Annotated in this window: 12 protein-coding genes; 9 read left to right on the plus strand and 3 right to left on the minus strand. The window is 71.4% G+C overall.

What is annotated here, in order from left to right:
* Nucleotides 1-15: 15 nt before the first annotated feature.
* Entirely contained in the window at nt 16-639 is a 624-nt protein-coding gene (locus A6A08_RS11350) for a DUF4870 domain-containing protein (protein WP_073702521.1), read from the plus strand.
* A 75-nt stretch (nt 640-714) separates the two neighbouring features.
* On the opposite strand, the gene hemW is transcribed toward A6A08_RS11350, so the two are convergent.
* Both hemW and A6A08_RS11360 read right to left on the minus strand, forming a co-directional pair.
* Nucleotides 715-1,947 carry a radical SAM family heme chaperone HemW gene (gene hemW / locus A6A08_RS11355; protein ID WP_073702522.1) on the minus strand — a complete coding sequence of 411 codons (1,233 nt, stop codon included), beginning with the start codon at nt 1,945-1,947 and terminating at the stop codon, nt 715-717.
* Nucleotides 1,948-2,025: 78 nt separating this feature from the next.
* Complete coding sequence (locus tag A6A08_RS11360; protein ID WP_073702523.1) at nt 2,026-3,111, minus strand: LacI family DNA-binding transcriptional regulator; 1,086 nt, start codon at nt 3,109-3,111, stop codon at nt 2,026-2,028.
* 97 nt (nt 3,112-3,208) lie between these two features.
* On the opposite strand from A6A08_RS11360, the gene A6A08_RS11365 reads away from it, so the two are divergent.
* The 5 genes from A6A08_RS11365 to A6A08_RS11385 all read left to right on the plus strand — a co-directional run bounded on the left by A6A08_RS11365 (nt 3,209) and on the right by A6A08_RS11385 (nt 10,258).
* Complete coding sequence (locus A6A08_RS11365; RefSeq protein WP_073702524.1) at nt 3,209-4,810, plus strand: glycoside hydrolase family 13 protein; 1,602 nt, start codon at nt 3,209-3,211, stop codon at nt 4,808-4,810.
* 141 nt (nt 4,811-4,951) lie between these two features.
* Entirely contained in the window at nt 4,952-6,226 is a 1,275-nt protein-coding gene (locus tag A6A08_RS11370) for a maltose ABC transporter substrate-binding protein (RefSeq protein WP_083609067.1), read from the plus strand.
* 263 nt (nt 6,227-6,489) lie between these two features.
* Nucleotides 6,490-7,737, plus strand: coding sequence for an extracellular solute-binding protein (locus A6A08_RS11375; RefSeq protein ID WP_073702525.1), 1,248 nt, complete (start codon nt 6,490-6,492; stop codon nt 7,735-7,737).
* Nucleotides 7,738-7,739: 2 nt separating this feature from the next.
* On the plus strand, nt 7,740-9,353 hold the full coding sequence (locus A6A08_RS11380; protein ID WP_073702793.1) for an ABC transporter permease subunit: 1,614 nt from the start codon (nt 7,740-7,742) through the stop codon (nt 9,351-9,353).
* Nucleotides 9,353-10,258, plus strand: coding sequence for a sugar ABC transporter permease (locus A6A08_RS11385; protein ID WP_073702526.1), 906 nt, complete (start codon nt 9,353-9,355; stop codon nt 10,256-10,258). Before A6A08_RS11380 ends, A6A08_RS11385 begins: the two co-directional genes overlap by 1 nt.
* A 337-nt stretch (nt 10,259-10,595) precedes the next feature.
* Here A6A08_RS11385 and lepA read toward each other — a convergent pair whose 3' ends face one another.
* Nucleotides 10,596-12,437, minus strand: coding sequence for a translation elongation factor 4 (lepA, locus tag A6A08_RS11390; protein ID WP_073702527.1), 1,842 nt, complete (start codon nt 12,435-12,437; stop codon nt 10,596-10,598).
* Nucleotides 12,438-12,688: 251 nt separating this feature from the next.
* Between lepA and A6A08_RS11395 the strand changes: the two genes are divergently transcribed.
* The 3 genes from A6A08_RS11395 to A6A08_RS27055 all read left to right on the plus strand — a co-directional run bounded on the left by A6A08_RS11395 (nt 12,689) and on the right by A6A08_RS27055 (nt 15,705).
* Entirely contained in the window at nt 12,689-13,663 is a 975-nt protein-coding gene (locus A6A08_RS11395) for a hypothetical protein (protein WP_073702528.1), read from the plus strand.
* A 257-nt stretch (nt 13,664-13,920) separates the two neighbouring features.
* The gene (gene rpsT, locus A6A08_RS11400; protein WP_073702529.1) at nt 13,921-14,190 is read left to right on the plus strand and encodes a 30S ribosomal protein S20; all 270 of its coding nucleotides are present in this window, start codon (nt 13,921-13,923) and stop codon (nt 14,188-14,190) included.
* Between the two features lie 144 nt (nt 14,191-14,334).
* Nucleotides 14,335-15,705, plus strand: coding sequence for a helix-hairpin-helix domain-containing protein (locus A6A08_RS27055; RefSeq protein WP_083609069.1), 1,371 nt, complete (start codon nt 14,335-14,337; stop codon nt 15,703-15,705).
* Nucleotides 15,706-15,707: the final 2 nt, after the last annotated feature.

Here is a 15,707-nt window from a genome sequence, read left to right on the forward strand (position 1 = left end):
ACGAAGGAACCAACGATGTCCTACCCCAGCAATCCGCCAGAGGATCCCTACGGCCAGGGCCGGCAGCCCGGCCAGGGGGAAACCGGCGGCCACCCCTCCCAGCCCGGACACCCCGGCGGGGGGCACCCCGGCCCACAGGGCCAGCCCGGTTACCAGCAGGGCGGCTACCCGCCCCCGCCCGGACAGCCCGGCGGCTACCCGCCCCCGCCCGGGTACCAGGAGCAGACCGGCGGCTACGAGGCCGGCCACTACCAGCACCCCCAGGGCGGTTACGGGCCCCAGGGCGGATACGGCCCCTCCTCGGCCACGACCGGCCAGCCCAACCCCGACGAGCGCCAGATGGGCCTGTTCGCCCACCTGGGCGGCGGCCTCCTCGGCTGGCTCGTCCCGCTGATCATCTACCTGGTCAAGAAGGACGAGTCGCCGTTCATCCGCGACCAGTCGGCGCAGGCGCTGAACTTCCAGCTCCTGATCCTGATCGGCTACCTGGTCTCCAGCATCCTGATGATCGTCATCATCGGTGCCCTGACCTGGTTCGTCGTCTGGGTCGTGTCCATCGTCTTCGGCATCCTGGGCGGCATGGCCGCTAACCGGGGCGAGTGGTACCGCTACCCGTTCAACGTCAGCTGGATCAAGTAGGGCCGTACGCGGCGCACTGGGGGTTCGGCCACCGGCCGGACCCCCTCGCCGTGTCCGGGCACGGGCCCTCGGCCCTCATGTGAGATCGCGCACCACGGCGTCGGCGAGCAGGCGCCCCCGTCGGGTGAGGACCGCTCTGCCCTCCCTGTGGGCACCGGGGTCCAGCAGACCCTCGGCCACGGCCCTGGCGGCGGCGTCGCGGCCGTGCGGCTCCAGCAGGTCCAGCGGGCAGCCCTGTTCCACGCGCAGTTCCAGCAGGATGCGCTCGAATCGGCGCTCCTCCCCCGTGAGCACCTCGCGGGCCAGGCCGGGGCTGTCCCCGGCGGCCAGGCGGGCGGCGTAGGCGGCGGGGTGCTTGACGTTCCACCAGCGGGTGCCGCCGACGTGGCTGTGCGCGCCCGGCCCCACGCCCCACCAGTGACCGCCGGTCCAGTAGAGCAGGTTGTGCCTGCTGCGACCCTCGGGGGTACGCGCCCAGTTGGACACCTCGTATGCGGTGAACCCGGCCGAGGAGAGGATCTCGTCGGCCATGAGGTAGCGGTCGGCCATCGCGTCGTCGTCGGGCTCGGTGAGCTCTCCCCTGCGGACCCGCGCGGCCAGCCGGGTGCCCTCCTCGACGATGAGCGAGTAGGCGGAGACGTGGTCGGGGCCGGCCGAGACCGCGGCCTCCAGGGAGGCGCGCCAGTCGTCGTCCCCCTCGCCGGGCGTGCCGTAGATCAGGTCCAGGTTGACGTGCTCGAACCCGGCCCGGCGGGCCCACTCCACGCACTGCTCGGGACGGCCGGGGGTGTGGCCGCGCTCCAGCACCCTGAGCACGTGGGGGCGGGCGCTCTGCATGCCGAAGGAGACCCGGGTGAACCCGGCCGCGCGCAGCCGCGCCAGGTAGTCGGGGGTAACGGTCTCGGGGTTGGCCTCGGTGGTCAGTTCGGCGTCGGGGGTGAGCCCGAAGCGGTCGCGGACGGCGGCGACGATCCGGCCCAGGTCCTCGGCGGACAGCAGGGTGGGCGTTCCCCCGCCGACGAACACGGTGCTCACCGGCGGGCGCTCCCCGGTCAGGACCCGGTCGGCCAGCTCCACCTCGGCGACGGCCTGGTCGGCGTAGTTGTCGCGGGAGGCGGTGACGGCGCCGTCCCGGGAGACCAGCTCCTCGGCCGTGTAGGTGTTGAAGTCGCAGTAGCCGCAGCGGGTGACGCAGAAGGGCACGTGGACGTAGAACCCGAGGGGCCGGTCGCCGAGTTCGGCGAGGGACTGCCCGGGCAGTTCCCCGGTGCGCGGTACGGGATCGCCGTCGAGGGCAACGGAAGGCATGTCCCCAGTGTCGCCGACGGGACGGCGTGCCCTGGTCGGAGTGCCCGTGCGTCCCGGGCCCGCCGGCCGCCGCGGACCTCAGACCCGGGGGCGGTCGGCCCGGTGGTCCGCGGAGGCGGCGTCGACCGCTGAGATCCGTGTGGTGGCGGGGGTGCGCTCCCGGGCGGGGGCGATGGCGGTGGAGCCGCGGACGACCAGCTCGGGGTCGAAGACGTACTCGGTGTGGGAGACCGGGTGTCCTGCGATCTCGTCGCACAGGGCGCGCACGGCGGCCAGCGCCATGGCGTTGACCGGCTGGCGGACGGTGGTCAGCGGGGGGTCGGTGAAGGCGATGAGCTGGGAGTCGTCGAAGCCCACCACCGAGAAGTCCCGGGGGACGCGCATGCCGCGCTGGCGGGCGGCGCGGATGGCGCCCAGGGCCATCATGTCCGAGCCGCAGACCATGGCGGTGACGCCGCGCTCGATGAGCCTGGAGGCGGCGGCGTGGCCGCCCTCCACTCCGAACAGCGACAGCTCCACGAGGTCGTCGCCGTCCAGGCCGTGCCGGGCCAGGGCCTGGTGGTAGCCGTCGAGCTTGCGGCGGACCGGCACGTAGCGCTCGGGACCGCTGGTGAAGCCGATGCGGGTGTGGCCCAGGGCGACCAGGTGGTCGACGGCCAGGCGTCCGGCCTCCCGGTCGTCGCAGGAGATGAACGCGGCGGGAATGGTCTCGGCGAACCCGTTGACGAGCACGATCGGGAGCCTGTGCGAGACCAGGGCGTGGTAGCGCTCATGGGAGGCGGTGGTGTCGGCGTGGCGCCCGGAGACGAAGAGGATGCCGGAGACGTTGCGCTCCAGGAGCAGTTCCACGTACTCGTCCTCGGTTATTCCGCCGGGGGTCTGGGTGCACAGCACGGGCGTGTACCCGCGCTGGGCGAGGGCTCCCTCGGCGGCCTGGGCGAACATCGGGAAGACCGGGTTCTCCAGCTCCGGGATGACCATGCCGACCAGCCCCGCCGAGCGCTGGCGCAGCCGGGCGGGACGTTCGTAGCCGAGTACGTCCAGAGCGGTCAGGACGGCTTTGCGCGTGTCGCTTCCGACACCCGGCTTGTCGTTGAGCACCCGCGAGACGGTCGCCTCGCTGACGCCTGCGTGCCGCGCGATGTCGGCAAGTCGTGGACCCATAGGCGCAACTCTAGTCGAGATCGGCGTCACATGGCCGAAAGGTGGCGGTAATCTTGCGCAAGAACTTGCAGTCGCCCATAGGGAAGGACCCCCACTGATGGAGCCTCAGTCGCACTGGTGGCGTGACGCGGCCATCTACCAGATCTACGTGCGCAGCTTCGCCGACTCCAACGGTGACGGGGAGGGCGACCTCGCTGGTATCCGTGAGCGCCTCCCCCACCTGGCCGAGCTCGGCGTGGACGCGATCTGGCTGACACCGTTCTACGTCTCCCCCCTCGCCGACGGCGGCTACGACGTCGCCGACTACCGCGACGTCGATCCGCGCTTTGGCACCCTGGAGGACTTCGACGCCCTCCTGGCCGCCGCCCACGATCTGGGTATCCGCCTGATCATCGACGTCGTGCCCAACCACTCCTCCTCCGCCCACCGGTGGTTCCGCGAGGCCGTGGCCGCCGAGCCGGGCGACCACGCCCGTTCGCGGTACATCTTCCGGGACGGCCGGGGGCCCGAGGGGGAGGAGCCGCCCAACAACTGGAAGTCGATCTTCGGCGGCCCGGCCTGGACCCGCCTCAAGCGGCCCGACGGCACCCCCGAGCAGTGGTACCTGCACCTGTTCGACCCCGAGCAGCCCGACTTCGACTGGACCAGCCAGGAGGTGCACGACGAGTTCGACGACGTGCTGCGCTTCTGGCTGGAGCGGGGCGTGGACGGCTTCCGCATCGACGTCGCGCACGGCATGGTCAAGGACCCGGAACTGCCCGACATCGCCGAGGACGCCAAGGCCGACCTGCTCGACGGCAGCACCACGCTGCCCTACTTCGACCAGGACGGCGTGCACGAGATCTACCGCCGCTGGTCGCGGATCGCGGCCGAGTACCCGGGCGACCGCGCCCTGGTGGCGGAGGCGTGGGTGGAGAGCGCCGACCGGGTGGCCCGCTACCTGCGTCCGGACGAGCTGCACCAGGCGTTCAACTTCGAGTACCTGACCGCGCCGTGGGACGCCGGACGGCTGCGCGAGGTCATCGACGGCTCCCTGGCCGCCAACGGCGCGGTGGGCGCGACCACCACGTGGGTGCTGTCCAACCACGACGTGACCCGGCACGTGACCCGTTTCGGCGGTGGCGAGCAGGGGCTGCGCCGGGCGCGCGCGGCGACGCTCCTGATGCTGGGGCTGCCCGGTTCCGTGTACCTGTACCAGGGTGAGGAACTGGGCCTTCCCGAGGTCACCGACCTGCCCGAGGACGCGCTGCAGGACCCGACGTGGGAGCGTTCGGGCCGCACCGACCGCGGCCGTGACGGCTGCCGGGTGCCGCTGCCGTGGGAGGACGGAAGCGCCCCGTACGGGTTCGGTCCCGAGGGCAGCGTCCCGTGGCTGCCGATGCCCGAGGGCTGGGGCGCCCTGTCACGCGCCTCGCAGCGCGGTGTGAAGGACTCGACCCTGGAGCTGTACACCAGGGCCCTGCGCCTGCGCCGGGAGCTGGACGCGCTCGGCGACGGGTCGATGACCTGGCTGGACGCCCCCGGGGGCGTGCTGCACTTCGAGCGCGGACCCGGCGTGCGCGTCGCGGTCAACCTCACCGGTGAGGCCGTGGAGATCGCGGCTCCGGACGAGGTGCTCGTGGCCAGCGGCCCGGTCGACGAGCCGTCCGGGAACACCCTGGCGCTGCCCGCCGAGACGGCGGTGTGGCTGCGCGGCTGACCCCGCGCGGGCGGTACCGGGACGCGTACCCGGTACCGCCCCCTGTTCCCTCCCCGCTTCCCCATCCCCCGTCCGTCCGGCGGCGCCCTCCCTCTCCCCCGAGAACGCCGGGGCCTCGCCGCATCCCCCGGAGGCCGTGCCTTGAGGTCCCATCCCCCCTCTTCGTCTCACCCGTCCCCCCTCCCCCGCCCGCTGCCCCTGCTGTCGGCCGCCTGCGGCGCCCTGCTCGTCCTGACCGCCTGTTCCGCCGACACCGGTTCCGGCCCCGACCAGTCCGAACGTGTCCTGACCGTGTGGGCCGACGACGGGCGCGCCGTGGCGCTGACGACCTTCGCCGAGGCCTACTCGCGCACCTCCGGCACCCGGATGGAGGTGATCGTGGTCGAGCACGAGGAGCTGCGCGCCAGTTTCGTGAGCACGCACACCAGCGACATGGGGCCCGACCTGGTGGTGGGCCCGCACGACTGGACCGGCGAGCTGGCCGAGGCGGGCGCGATCGTCCCGGTCGGTCTGGGGGCGGAGGACGCCGACGCGTTCACGCCGGGCGCCCTGGAGGCCCTCACCTACGAGGGGCTCGTGTACGGGGTCCCCTACGCCACCGAGAACGTGGCCCTGCTGCGCGACACTGGCCTGGTACCGGAGGCCCCCGAGACCTTCGAGGAGCTGGTCGAGGTCGGAACGGCGCTGGTGGGGGCGGGCCGGGCCGAGCGCGCGCTGAGCCTGCAGGTCGGCCAGGAGGGCGACGCCTACCACCTCCACCCGCTGTTCACCTCCGCCGGCGGCTACCTGTTCGGCGAGGACGAGTCGGGCGATCCCGACCCCTCGAACCTGGGGGTGGCGGCGCCGGAGTCGGTGGAGGCCTTCGAGCGGCTGGCCGGGCTGGGCGAGGCCGGGTCGGGAGTGCTGACGCGGGAGACGGACGCGGCCAACGCGACCCTGCTGTTCACCGAGGGCGCGGCGCCGTTCCTCGTCACGGGGCCGTGGAGTGTGGCGGCGGTCAAGGAGGCCGGGGTGCCGTACGCGATCAGCCCGGTGCCGCCCTTCGCCGACGGCGGTCCGGCCCGCCCGCTGATCGGCGTGCAGGCCTTCTTCGTCTCCTCGGGCTCCTCGGACCCGGGACTGGCGGAGGAGTTCGCGGCCGGCTTCACGGCCGACCCGGAGCTGTCGGTGACCCTCTACGACGCCGATCCGCGGGTTCCGGCCCTCCTGGCGGCCCTGGAGGAGGTCGCGGAGCGGGACCCGGACCTGAAAGCCTTTCAGCAAGCCGGAAAGGGCGGTCTGCCGATGCCCGCGATCCCCGGGATGGACGCGGTGTGGGGCCCGTTCGGGCAGGCCGGCGCGGACGTCATCGGAGGTGCGGACCCGGCGACGGCGCTGGTCGCGGCGGAGGCGCAGATCACGGCCGGGTTCGAGTAGTCGGTCATGGTGTGTTCAATGGTGTTACTAAACTTCTGTTCATCACACGGATGATCAGCCTGGCGTCACGACGCCGCTACGCACCGCTGGATGTCACGCTCCCGTTTCCGCTACGTTTCCACATCTTTATGCAGGAGCTTCGCAAAGTCTTTCAAAGCTTGCAAGTTATTGCTAGCGTCACATCACCACGCATGCCCGGCCCGGGGCCGCCGACGAAGAGCATGCGCGACCTCCTCAGTACGGCCCCCCGGAAGGAAGACACCATGAGATTCCGCAGCGCACCAGTGATCACCGGCATCGCCGCGATCACGCTGCTGGCGACCGCGTGCGGCGGCGGTGGCGCCGACGAGGGCGGCGAGAACGCGGCCGAGGGCACCCTCGTCATCTGGTCCGACCCCGAGCGCGCCGACGCCATCAAGGCCGCCGCCGCCGAGTTCGCCGAGGCCAACGGCATCGAGGTCGACGTCCAGGGCCTGGCCTTCGGCGACATCCAGGGCGACCTCCTCAACGCCCACCAGGCGGGGAACGCCCCGGACGTCTTCATCGGCGCCCACGACTGGACCGGCAACCTGGTGCGCAACGGCGCCGTCCAGCCCATCGAGCTTCCCCAGGACCGCGCCGCCGGCCTGGACGAGACCTCGCTGCAGGCCCTCAACTACGACGGACAGCTCTTCGGCGTGCCGTACTCGCAGGAGAACATCTTCCTCATGCGCAACGCCGACCTGGCGCCGGAGGCCCCCGAGACCTTCGAGGAGATGGTCGAGGTCGGCACCGAGCTCAAGGACTCCGGTGAGACCAGCGAGGTCCTGTCCATGGCCGTGGGCCAGGAGGGAGACCCCTACCGGATGAACGCCCTGTTCACCTCCGCGGGCGGCTACCTCTTCGGCCAGGACGAGGAGGGCGACTGGGACCCCGCCGACCTGGGCGTGGGCTCCGACGAGTCGGTCGAGGCCATGGAGAAGATCGCCGAGTACGGAGAGGCCGGGGAGGGCGTGCTGCGCCGCTCCATCACCGTCGACAACGACGCCTCCCTCTTCTACGAGGGCGACGCCCCCTTCTTCGTCGCCGGCCCGTGGAACATCGCCGACGCCGACGAGTCGGGCATCGACTACGAGATCAGCCCCATCCCCGGCTTCGAGGGTGAGGAGCCGGCCAGCCCCTACATCGGCTACCAGGGTTTCTTCGTCACCGAGGGCAGCGCCAACAGCGCCCTGGCCCAGGAGTTCGTGACCAACTACGTCACCGACACCGAGTTCGTCCTCAGCCTCTACGAGGCCGACCCGCGCATGCCGGTGCAGACCGAGGCCCTGGAGAAGGTCTCGGCCGACGACCCCAACGTCGCCGCGATCAGCGAGGCGGGCGCCGAGGGCATGCCCATGCCGTCCATCCCGGAGATGGGCGAGACCTGGGAGCCGCTCGGCATCGCGCAGGCCGCCATCATCGGCGGTGAGGACGTCCGCGAGGCCATGGAGGGCGCCCACAACACGATCGCCGAGCAGATCGGCGAGTAGTGGTGGCAGCCAAGAGAGCCGACGGACCGGGCGCCTCCGGGCAGGGGGCGCCCGCCCGTCCGCACCTTCCAGGAGGCCGGTTCGCCGGCAGCGGATCACTCGGCGGGCAGCTCGTCAAGATCGCACTGCTGGGCCTGTTCACCGCCCTGGGCGTGTGGGCGGTCCTGCCCCTGTACGTGGGGGGCAACTGGTGGGGTATCGGCCTGGTCGTCGCCGTGGTGGGACTCGTCTACTGGGTCTACCTGTCCAAGCGCGCCGTCCCGGCCAAGTACCTGCTCCCGGGCGTACTGTTCCTGGTGGCCTTCCAGATCCTGCCGGTGCTCTACACGATGAGCACCTCGGTGACCAACCTCAGCGACGGCCACCGGGGCGACAAGGAGCAGGCCATCGCCTCCATCGAGGCGTACTCGGTGACCAGTTCCGAGGACGCCGAGGAGTACACCCTGACCGTGGCCACCACCGGCGCTCCCGAGAGCGGCGACCTGGTCTTCCTGCTCACCGACGCCGGGGGCGGGACCTACGCCGGGACCGAGGAGGGGCTCAGCGAGCTCGACGGCGCGACCGTCGGGCCCTCGGGCAAGGTGACCGAGGCCTTCGGTTACACGATCCTGTCCCCCGCCCAGGTCAACGCGCGCAGCGACGAGCTCCAGGAGTTCGCGGTGCCCACCGGGGAGGGCACGGGCATCCGCTCCAGCGGGCTGTCCACCGCCTTCGAGGGCAGGGCGACCCGCGTGTACGACGAGGCGTGCGACTGCGTGACCGACACCCGGACCGGGGTGGTCTACCACGCGGACGACGAACGCGGCGCCTTCTACAACGAGGACGGCGAGCGGCTGGCGCAGGGCTGGCAGGTCGGCGTGGGCTTCGACAACTTCGCCCGCTTCCTGTTCAACCCGACCTTCGCCTCCTCCTTCTTCACCATCCTGGTGTGGAACATCGCCTTCGCCGTCTCCGTCACCTTCCTGGTGTTCGTGCTGGGGCTGGCGATCGCGCTCACCCTGCACGTGCCCCGGCTGCGCGGCAAGGTCGCCTACCGGGTCCTGGTGGTCCTGCCGTACGCGATGAGCTCGCTGGCGATGTTCCTGCTGTGGCGGGACATGTTCAACACCGACTTCGGCCTGTTCAACCGGGTGCTCGGCCTGGAGGTGGACTGGCTGGGGGACGCGTGGTCGGCCCGGGCGGCGGTGATCCTGGCCAACGTGTGGCTGGGCTACCCGTACATGTTCCTGGTGGCCACCGGCGCCCTCCAGGCCATCCCGCGCGAGCTGGGCCAGGCGGCGCAGATCGACGGAGCGGGACCCTGGCAGTCGTTCCGGCACGTCACCCTGCCGCTGCTGATGGTCGCGATGACGCCGATCCTGATCTCGACGTTCGCGTTCAACTTCAACAACTTCAACGCGGTGTGGCTGATCACCCAGGGCGGGCCGTTCTCACCGAACAACCCGACGGCCGGCGCCACGGACCTGCTCATCACCTACACCTACCGGCTCGCCTTCAACGAGGCCACCGCCCAGTACGGGTACGCGGCGGCGCTGTCGGTGATGATCTTCCTGATCGTGTCGGTGATGTCCGTGGTCAGCCTGCGCAGGAGCAGTGCCCTCAAGGAGGTGGACTGATGGCGGTCGACACCCCCGGCACGGTACGCGCGCCCTACCGGCGCGGCACCGGAGTCCGTCTGAGCCTGTGGGCCCGGAGGAACGGATGGCGGCATCTGGTGATGCTGGTGGCCGTGGCCTTCGCCCTGTTCCCGGTGATGTTCGTGGTGTCGGCGGCGCTCAACCCGCTGGGCACCCTGTCCAGCGCGCAGCTGTGGCCCTCCGGGGCGAGCCTGGGCAACGCCGTCGACCTGTTCGAGAACACCCCGTTCACCACCTGGTACGCGAACTCGCTGTTCTTCGCCGTGACCAACGCCGCCGTGACGGTGCTGTTCTCGGCACTGGCGGCGTACGCGTTCAGCCGGATGCGCTTCCGGGGACGCCGGGTGGGGTTGATCGGGCTGCTGGTCATCCAGATGTTCCCGCAGTTCCTGGCGATCGTGGCGATCTACCTGATGTTCTCCAACATCGGCGACTACTATCCCGCGATCGGCTTCGACACCCGGTGGGGGCTGCTGCTGGTGTACCTGGGCGGCGCCCTGAGCATCAACACGTGGCTGATGAAGGGCTTCTTCGACACCGTGCCCAAGGAGCTGGACGAGTCCGCGCAGATGGACGGCGCCTCGCACGCGCAGGTCTTCTTCCGGATCATGCTGCCGCTGGTCACGCCGGTGCTGGCGATCGTGGCCCTGCTGGTGTTCATCGCCACCATCAACGAGTTCCTGCTGGCGAGCGTGTTCCTGCGCGACACCGACGCCAAGACGCTGGGCCTGGGGCTGTACCAACTGGTGGCCTCGCAGCGCAACGCGAACTTCGGCATGTTCGCGGTGGGCGCCATCATGCTGTCCCTGCCCACCCTGGCGGTGTTCTGGTTCCTCCAGCGCTACATCACCGAGGGCCTGACCGCGGGAGCGGTCAAGGGCTGAGGCGGCCGTGGGAACGTGGGAGGGGCGCCCCGGCGGGGCGCCCCTCCTCCGCCGTTCCGAGCCGGCAGATACCCCAGGGGGTTCCGCGAGGGGCGTACCGGGTTCTGCAGGAGGAGCCGAGCCGCGATGGGTACTGCGCCGCAGGCGTCCGTCGAGGGTGGTGGCGGGCGACGGCGTGGGCACGGGCGTCAGGCGTAGGCGACGACGCTGTGTTCCCCGAAACCCGGATCCCGGTTCTTGGCGCCCCGAGCCCTTCGTGAAGAACCACGGCCGAAGGCCGACCGTTGAGGGTGGTGGAGGGTGACGGGCGGGCCTGCGAGCACGCAAAAAGCGCAGACTACTTCTTCTTCTTGTCCTCGGCACCGCCGCCGTCGGTGGACAGGGCGGAGATGAAGGCCTCCTGGGGTACCTCGACCCGGCCGACCATCTTCATCCGCTTCTTGCCCTCCTTCTGCCTCTCCAGCAGCTTGCGCTTACGGCTGATGTCACCGCCGTAGCACTTGGCGAGCACGTCCTTGCGGATGGCGCGGATGTTCTCGCGGGCGATCACCCGGGCGCCGATGGCCGCCTGGACGGGCACCTCGAACTGCTGCCGGGGGATGAGCTCGCGCAGCTTCTTGGTCATCTCCACGCCGTAGGTGTAGGCCTTGTCCCGGTGCACGATCGCGGAGAAGGCGTCGACCGCCTCGCCCTGGAGCAGGATGTCGACCTTGACCAGGTCGGAGAGCTTCTCGCCGATGGGCTCGTAGTCCAGGGAGGCGTAGCCCTTGGTGCGGGACTTGAGGTGGTCGAAGAAGTCGAAGACGATCTCGGCCATGGGCAGCACGTAGCGCATCTCCACGCGGTCCTCGGACAGGTAGTCCATGCCCTGGAGCTCGCCCCGCCGCTCCTGGCACAGCTCCATGATCTGGCCGATGTGGTCGGCGGGGCTGAGCAGCGTGCCCTTGACCATCGGCTCGTAGATCGCGGCGATCTTCCCGGACGGAAACTCGCTGGGGTTGGTGACCGTGTGCTCCTCGCCGTCCTCCATCTCCACGCGGTAGATCACGTTGGGTGCGGTGGAGATGAGGTCGAGGTTGAACTCGCGCTCCAGGCGGGCCCGGGTGATCTCCAGGTGGAGCAGGCCGAGGAAGCCGCAGCGGAAGCCGAAGCCCAGCGCGGCGGAGGTCTCCGGCTCGAAGGCCAGGGAGGCGTCGTTGAGCTGGAGCTTCTCCAGGGCGTCGCGCAGCACCGGGTAGTCGGTGCCCTCGATCGGGTACAGGCCCGAGAACACCATGGGCTTGGGCTCCTGGTAGCCCGCGAGCATCTCGGTGGCGGGCTTGGCCAGGGTGGTGATGGTGTCACCGACCTTGGACTGGCGCACGTCCTTGACCCCGGTGATGATGTAGCCGACCTCGCCCACGCCCAGGCCGTCGCACTTGGTGGGCTCGGGCGAGCTCACGCCGATCTCCAGGATCTCGTGCGAGGCGCGGGTGGACATCATCTGGATGCGCTCGCGCGGGCTGAGGTTGCCGTCCACGACACGGACGTAGGTCACCACTCCGCGGTAGGTGTCGTAGACCGAGTCGAAGATCATCGCGCGGGCCGGGGCGTCGGCGTCGCCGACGGGCGGCGGGATCTGGTTGACGATCTCGTTGAGCAGCTCCTCGACGCCCTCGCCGGTCTTGGCGCTGACCTTGAGCACGTCGGAGGGCTCGCAGCCGATGATCCCGGCGAGCTCCTCGGCGTACTTCTCCGGCTGCGCGGCCGGGAGGTCGATCTTGTTGAGCACCGGGATGATGGTGAGGTCGTTCTCCAGCGCCATGTACAGGTTCGCCAGGGTCTGCGCCTCGATGCCCTGCGCGGCGTCCACCAGCAGGATGGCGCCCTCGCACGCGGCCAGGGAGCGCGAGACCTCGTAGGTGAAGTCGACGTGGCCGGGGGTGTCGATGAGGTCGAGCGTGTAGGTCTGGTCGTCGAGCGCCGTGAAGGGGATCCGCACGGCCTGCGACTTGATGGTGATGCCGCGCTCGCGCTCGATGTCCATGCGGTCCAGGTACTGGGCGCGCATCTGGCGGTCCTCGACGACCCCGGTGATCTGGAGCATCCGGTCGGCCAGCGTCGACTTGCCATGGTCGATGTGCGCGATGATGCAGAAGTTGCGGATCAGCGCGGGATCGGTCCAGTTCGGCTGTGCCACCGTGCTCCGTTCACAGGTTGGGTCCGGGTCGTGCGCGCCTCACGGCGCCGCCGCCCCGCCGCGGCGTGGGCCAACGGCATCGTCCATCATCCCACGGCGGCCGGGTCGTCCTCCCCTGGGACGGCCGCGCTCTGTGCGGCAGTATGGGGCGCGGGCGTGGGACTCGTGTCCAGATTATGCGACCCGGCGCCGGGAACGGGCCGCATCGGAGCGTGCGGCGCTCAGGACTCGGACGTGGGAGGAGCGGGCGGGTGAAGTGGCTGTTGACACGACTGCTGGCCGGTGTGGCCGCGGTCGCGGTCGTGGTGGTGGGAGCGGGGGGCCTGCTCGCCCACCAGTTCTCGGGGGAGCCTGCGCCGTGGGCCTCCTCCCGGGGCGCCGACGCGGCGTGGGTGGGCTCGTGGGAGGACACCGGCGCCCTGGAGCGGGTTCTCGGCACCGGCGGGGTGGACACGGTGTACGTGTACGCGGGCGACATCGACTCCGGGGGCGCCGTCGAGCGCGTGGAGGACACCGGAACGCTGCTGTCCTGGTTGGAGCAGGAGTACCCGGACGTGCGCGCGCTGGCGTGGCTGCGGCACGTGGAGAGCGGGTCCTCGCTGGTTCGGGACCGGCTCGGCGAGGAGGCCCGCGAGGCGCTCGCCCCGGCGGTGGCCGAGGTGGCCGCGGACGGGTTCGCGGGGGTGCACCTGGAGATCCGGCCGGTGACCGTGAACGACCCGTCGATCCCCACGCTGGTGTCGATGGTGCGCGATGAGCTGGGCGAGGGCCCGGTCCTGTCGGTGCAGTCCCACCACGTGGAGCTGGTGCCGGGCGGGCGGGTGCCGTCCTTCCTCATGGAGCGCGAGGAGAAGTACTGGTCCAAGGGGTATCTGGCGCGGGTGGCCGAGCACGCGGACGAGGTGGTGCTGCCGGGCGTGGGCGCCGGGATGCCCGGGGACGCGCTGTACGGCGGGTTCATGGTCCGGCAGGTGACCGAGGCGGTGACCGCCCTGCGCGGGCGCGAGGACGTGGCCGTGCGGTTCGGGCTGCCCACGCACGGCGGCGGCGAGTGGGCGCCGCAGGACCCGGAGGAGTCGCTGGTGACCGCGCTGGCCGCCGTCCGGTTGGGGGTGACCAGGGCGGAGCCGCCGGAGGGGATGACCGTGGGGGTGGCGTTCTACCTCGGTGACGAGGCGACCGAGAAGGACGTGGCCGCCTACACCACGGGATGGCTGCTCTCCTGAGGGTGCGGCGGGCGCGCCCCGGGGGCCGTACGGGCTCCCGCAAGGGCACGTGTGCGCCCCGTGCGGGTCCGAGCGGTGCCTCGTGTGAGGCATACTGGAAGTCCGTGTCTCGGACTTCCACGTTCGAATTTTGAGCCCCGTGGACTCACACACCCGGCGCCGGTACCCATGCTGGCCTCTCGCGGAACGGCTGCCCGCGAGCTGAGCCGCTGGTCCGACCGGCGCGATGATCAGATTAACTTGGAGCACGTTTTCGCATGGCGAACATCAAGTCGCAGAAGAAGCGCATTCGGCAGAACGAGAAGGCTCGTGTCCGCAACCAGTCGGTGCGCTCCTCGCTGAAGACGGCCATCCGCAAGTTCCGCGAAGCTGCCGAGGCCGGGGACGTCGAGAAGGCCACCGTCACGCAGCGCACCGCCGCGCGTGCGCTGGACAAGGCGGCCAGCAAGGGCGTCATCCACAAGAACCAGGCCGCGAACCGCAAGAGCGCGATCGCCAAGCGTCTGCACGAGCTGCAGTCCGCCTGAGGAACGACCTCGCAGGCCCCGGCCCGGTGCTCGTCACCGGACCGGGGTTCTTTTTCCGTCCGGCTCGGAGCACCGACGCCATAGGTTGTCCACAGCCCGCGATCGACTGCTGACACGGCGTTCCCGGCTTCCTAACGTAGCCTTATGACCGCTCAGCGCCGTTCCCGGCGCCGCTCCCCCGTGCCCGACCAGCAGGACCGACTCCGCGCGCTCACCCTGGACGCCTCCCCCGCCGCCCGGCGTCTGCGCGCGCGTATCCCCCGGCCGCCGACGGAGTCCGCGCCGCCTCCCGGCGGCCCGCCGATCCCGAGCGCGCCCTACGCCGTGACCGCGCGGACCCCGTACCGGCCCCCGGACTCCGGGGGCGCCCCGCCCCGGGACCACGGAGCCCGCTCCCCGGGCGCGCTCCTCCGGGGCCGCGGTGCCCGGCCCGAGGAGGCCGCCGTTCCCGGCCGCGCGATCCGGCCCTCACCGGGGAGCAACACCCAAGGCCGCGGTGGGCGACCCTCCACCGAGGACCGCACCCGGTCCGACGAGGCCCGCGCACGGGACCGCACGGCCCCCTCCCCCGACGAAACCCGCACCCGGCCCCACGACGCCCGCCCCGCCCCCGGGGAGTCCTCCGCCGCCCCCGGCGCGTGGCCCGGGCGCGACCCGGGCGGCCTGCTGCCGCCCCCGTTCTCCGACACCGAACCGGAAAGGTCCGCCCGCAAGCCGGACGAGCCCACCGCAGACGGGTCGTCCCGGAAGACCGGCCCGGACCCGTGGCGCGATCCGGCAGAGGGGCGCCACCGGCGCCCGGAGCGTTCCCCGTCGGGGTACACGGAGTTCGGCCCGGAGCCGGACTCGCTCCTGGAGCGGCTGGCCCGGCGGTGGGCGCCCAACGCGGTGCTGTCCCGCCGTGCGGTGCTCGCCCTGGTCGTGCTGGGGGCGCTGGCCGTCGCGCTGGTGCTGGCACTGCACGACCGGCCGACCACGGTTCCCGCGCCGGAGATGGTCACCCGGGCCGCGGCCGCCGACCCTCCTGCCGGGGAGGGCGGTGGCGCCTCCGAGGCGACGGAGGACTCCTCGGCGCCGGAGGCCGCGGCTGCGCAGGAGGACCTGGTCGTGCACGTGGGCGGTGAGGTGGAGGACCCGGGACTGTACACGCTGCCCCCGGGGTCGCGGGTCGCCGACGCGGTGGAGAAGGCCGGCGGCGCGCTCTCGGGGGCCGACCTCGACCTGCTCAACCTGGCGCGTCCGCTGGTCGACGGCGAGCAGGTCCTGGTGGGCGTCCCCCCTCCCGCCGGCGGATCCGGGGCCGGGGCGCAGGGGGTCGGCGGGCCGGTGAACATCAACCAGGCCGACAGGGCTCTGCTGGAGACCCTGCCGGGCGTCGGCCCGGTGATCGCCGACAACATCATCGCCTACCGGGAGGAGCACGGCCCCTTCGGCAGTGTCGACGAACTCCTCAACGTGAGCAAGATCGGCGAGAAGGTGCTCGACAGCCTCGCGGCCCACGTGACGGTGGGGTGACC

Source organism: Nocardiopsis sp. TSRI0078, from assembly GCF_001905145.1.
Taxonomy (GTDB): domain Bacteria; phylum Actinomycetota; class Actinomycetes; order Streptosporangiales; family Streptosporangiaceae; genus Nocardiopsis.

Bases quoted from the DNA above. Each gene is read 5' to 3' on its own strand.
- A6A08_RS11365 (WP_073702524.1), top strand. From the start codon at position 3,209: ATGGAGCCTCAGTCGCACTGGTGGCGTGACGCGGCCATCTACCAGATC.
- A6A08_RS27055 (WP_083609069.1), top strand. From the start codon at position 14,335: ATGACCGCTCAGCGCCGTTCCCGGCGCCGCTCCCCCGTGCCCGACCAG.
- A6A08_RS11375 (WP_073702525.1), top strand. From the start codon at position 6,490: ATGAGATTCCGCAGCGCACCAGTGATCACCGGCATCGCCGCGATCACG.
- A6A08_RS11385 (WP_073702526.1), top strand. From the start codon at position 9,353: ATGGCGGTCGACACCCCCGGCACGGTACGCGCGCCCTACCGGCGCGGC.
- A6A08_RS11360 (WP_073702523.1), bottom strand. From the start codon at position 3,111: ATGGGTCCACGACTTGCCGACATCGCGCGGCACGCAGGCGTCAGCGAG.
- A6A08_RS11350 (WP_073702521.1), top strand. From the start codon at position 16: ATGTCCTACCCCAGCAATCCGCCAGAGGATCCCTACGGCCAGGGCCGG.
- rpsT (WP_073702529.1), top strand. From the start codon at position 13,921: ATGGCGAACATCAAGTCGCAGAAGAAGCGCATTCGGCAGAACGAGAAG.
- hemW (WP_073702522.1), bottom strand. From the start codon at position 1,947: ATGCCTTCCGTTGCCCTCGACGGCGATCCCGTACCGCGCACCGGGGAA.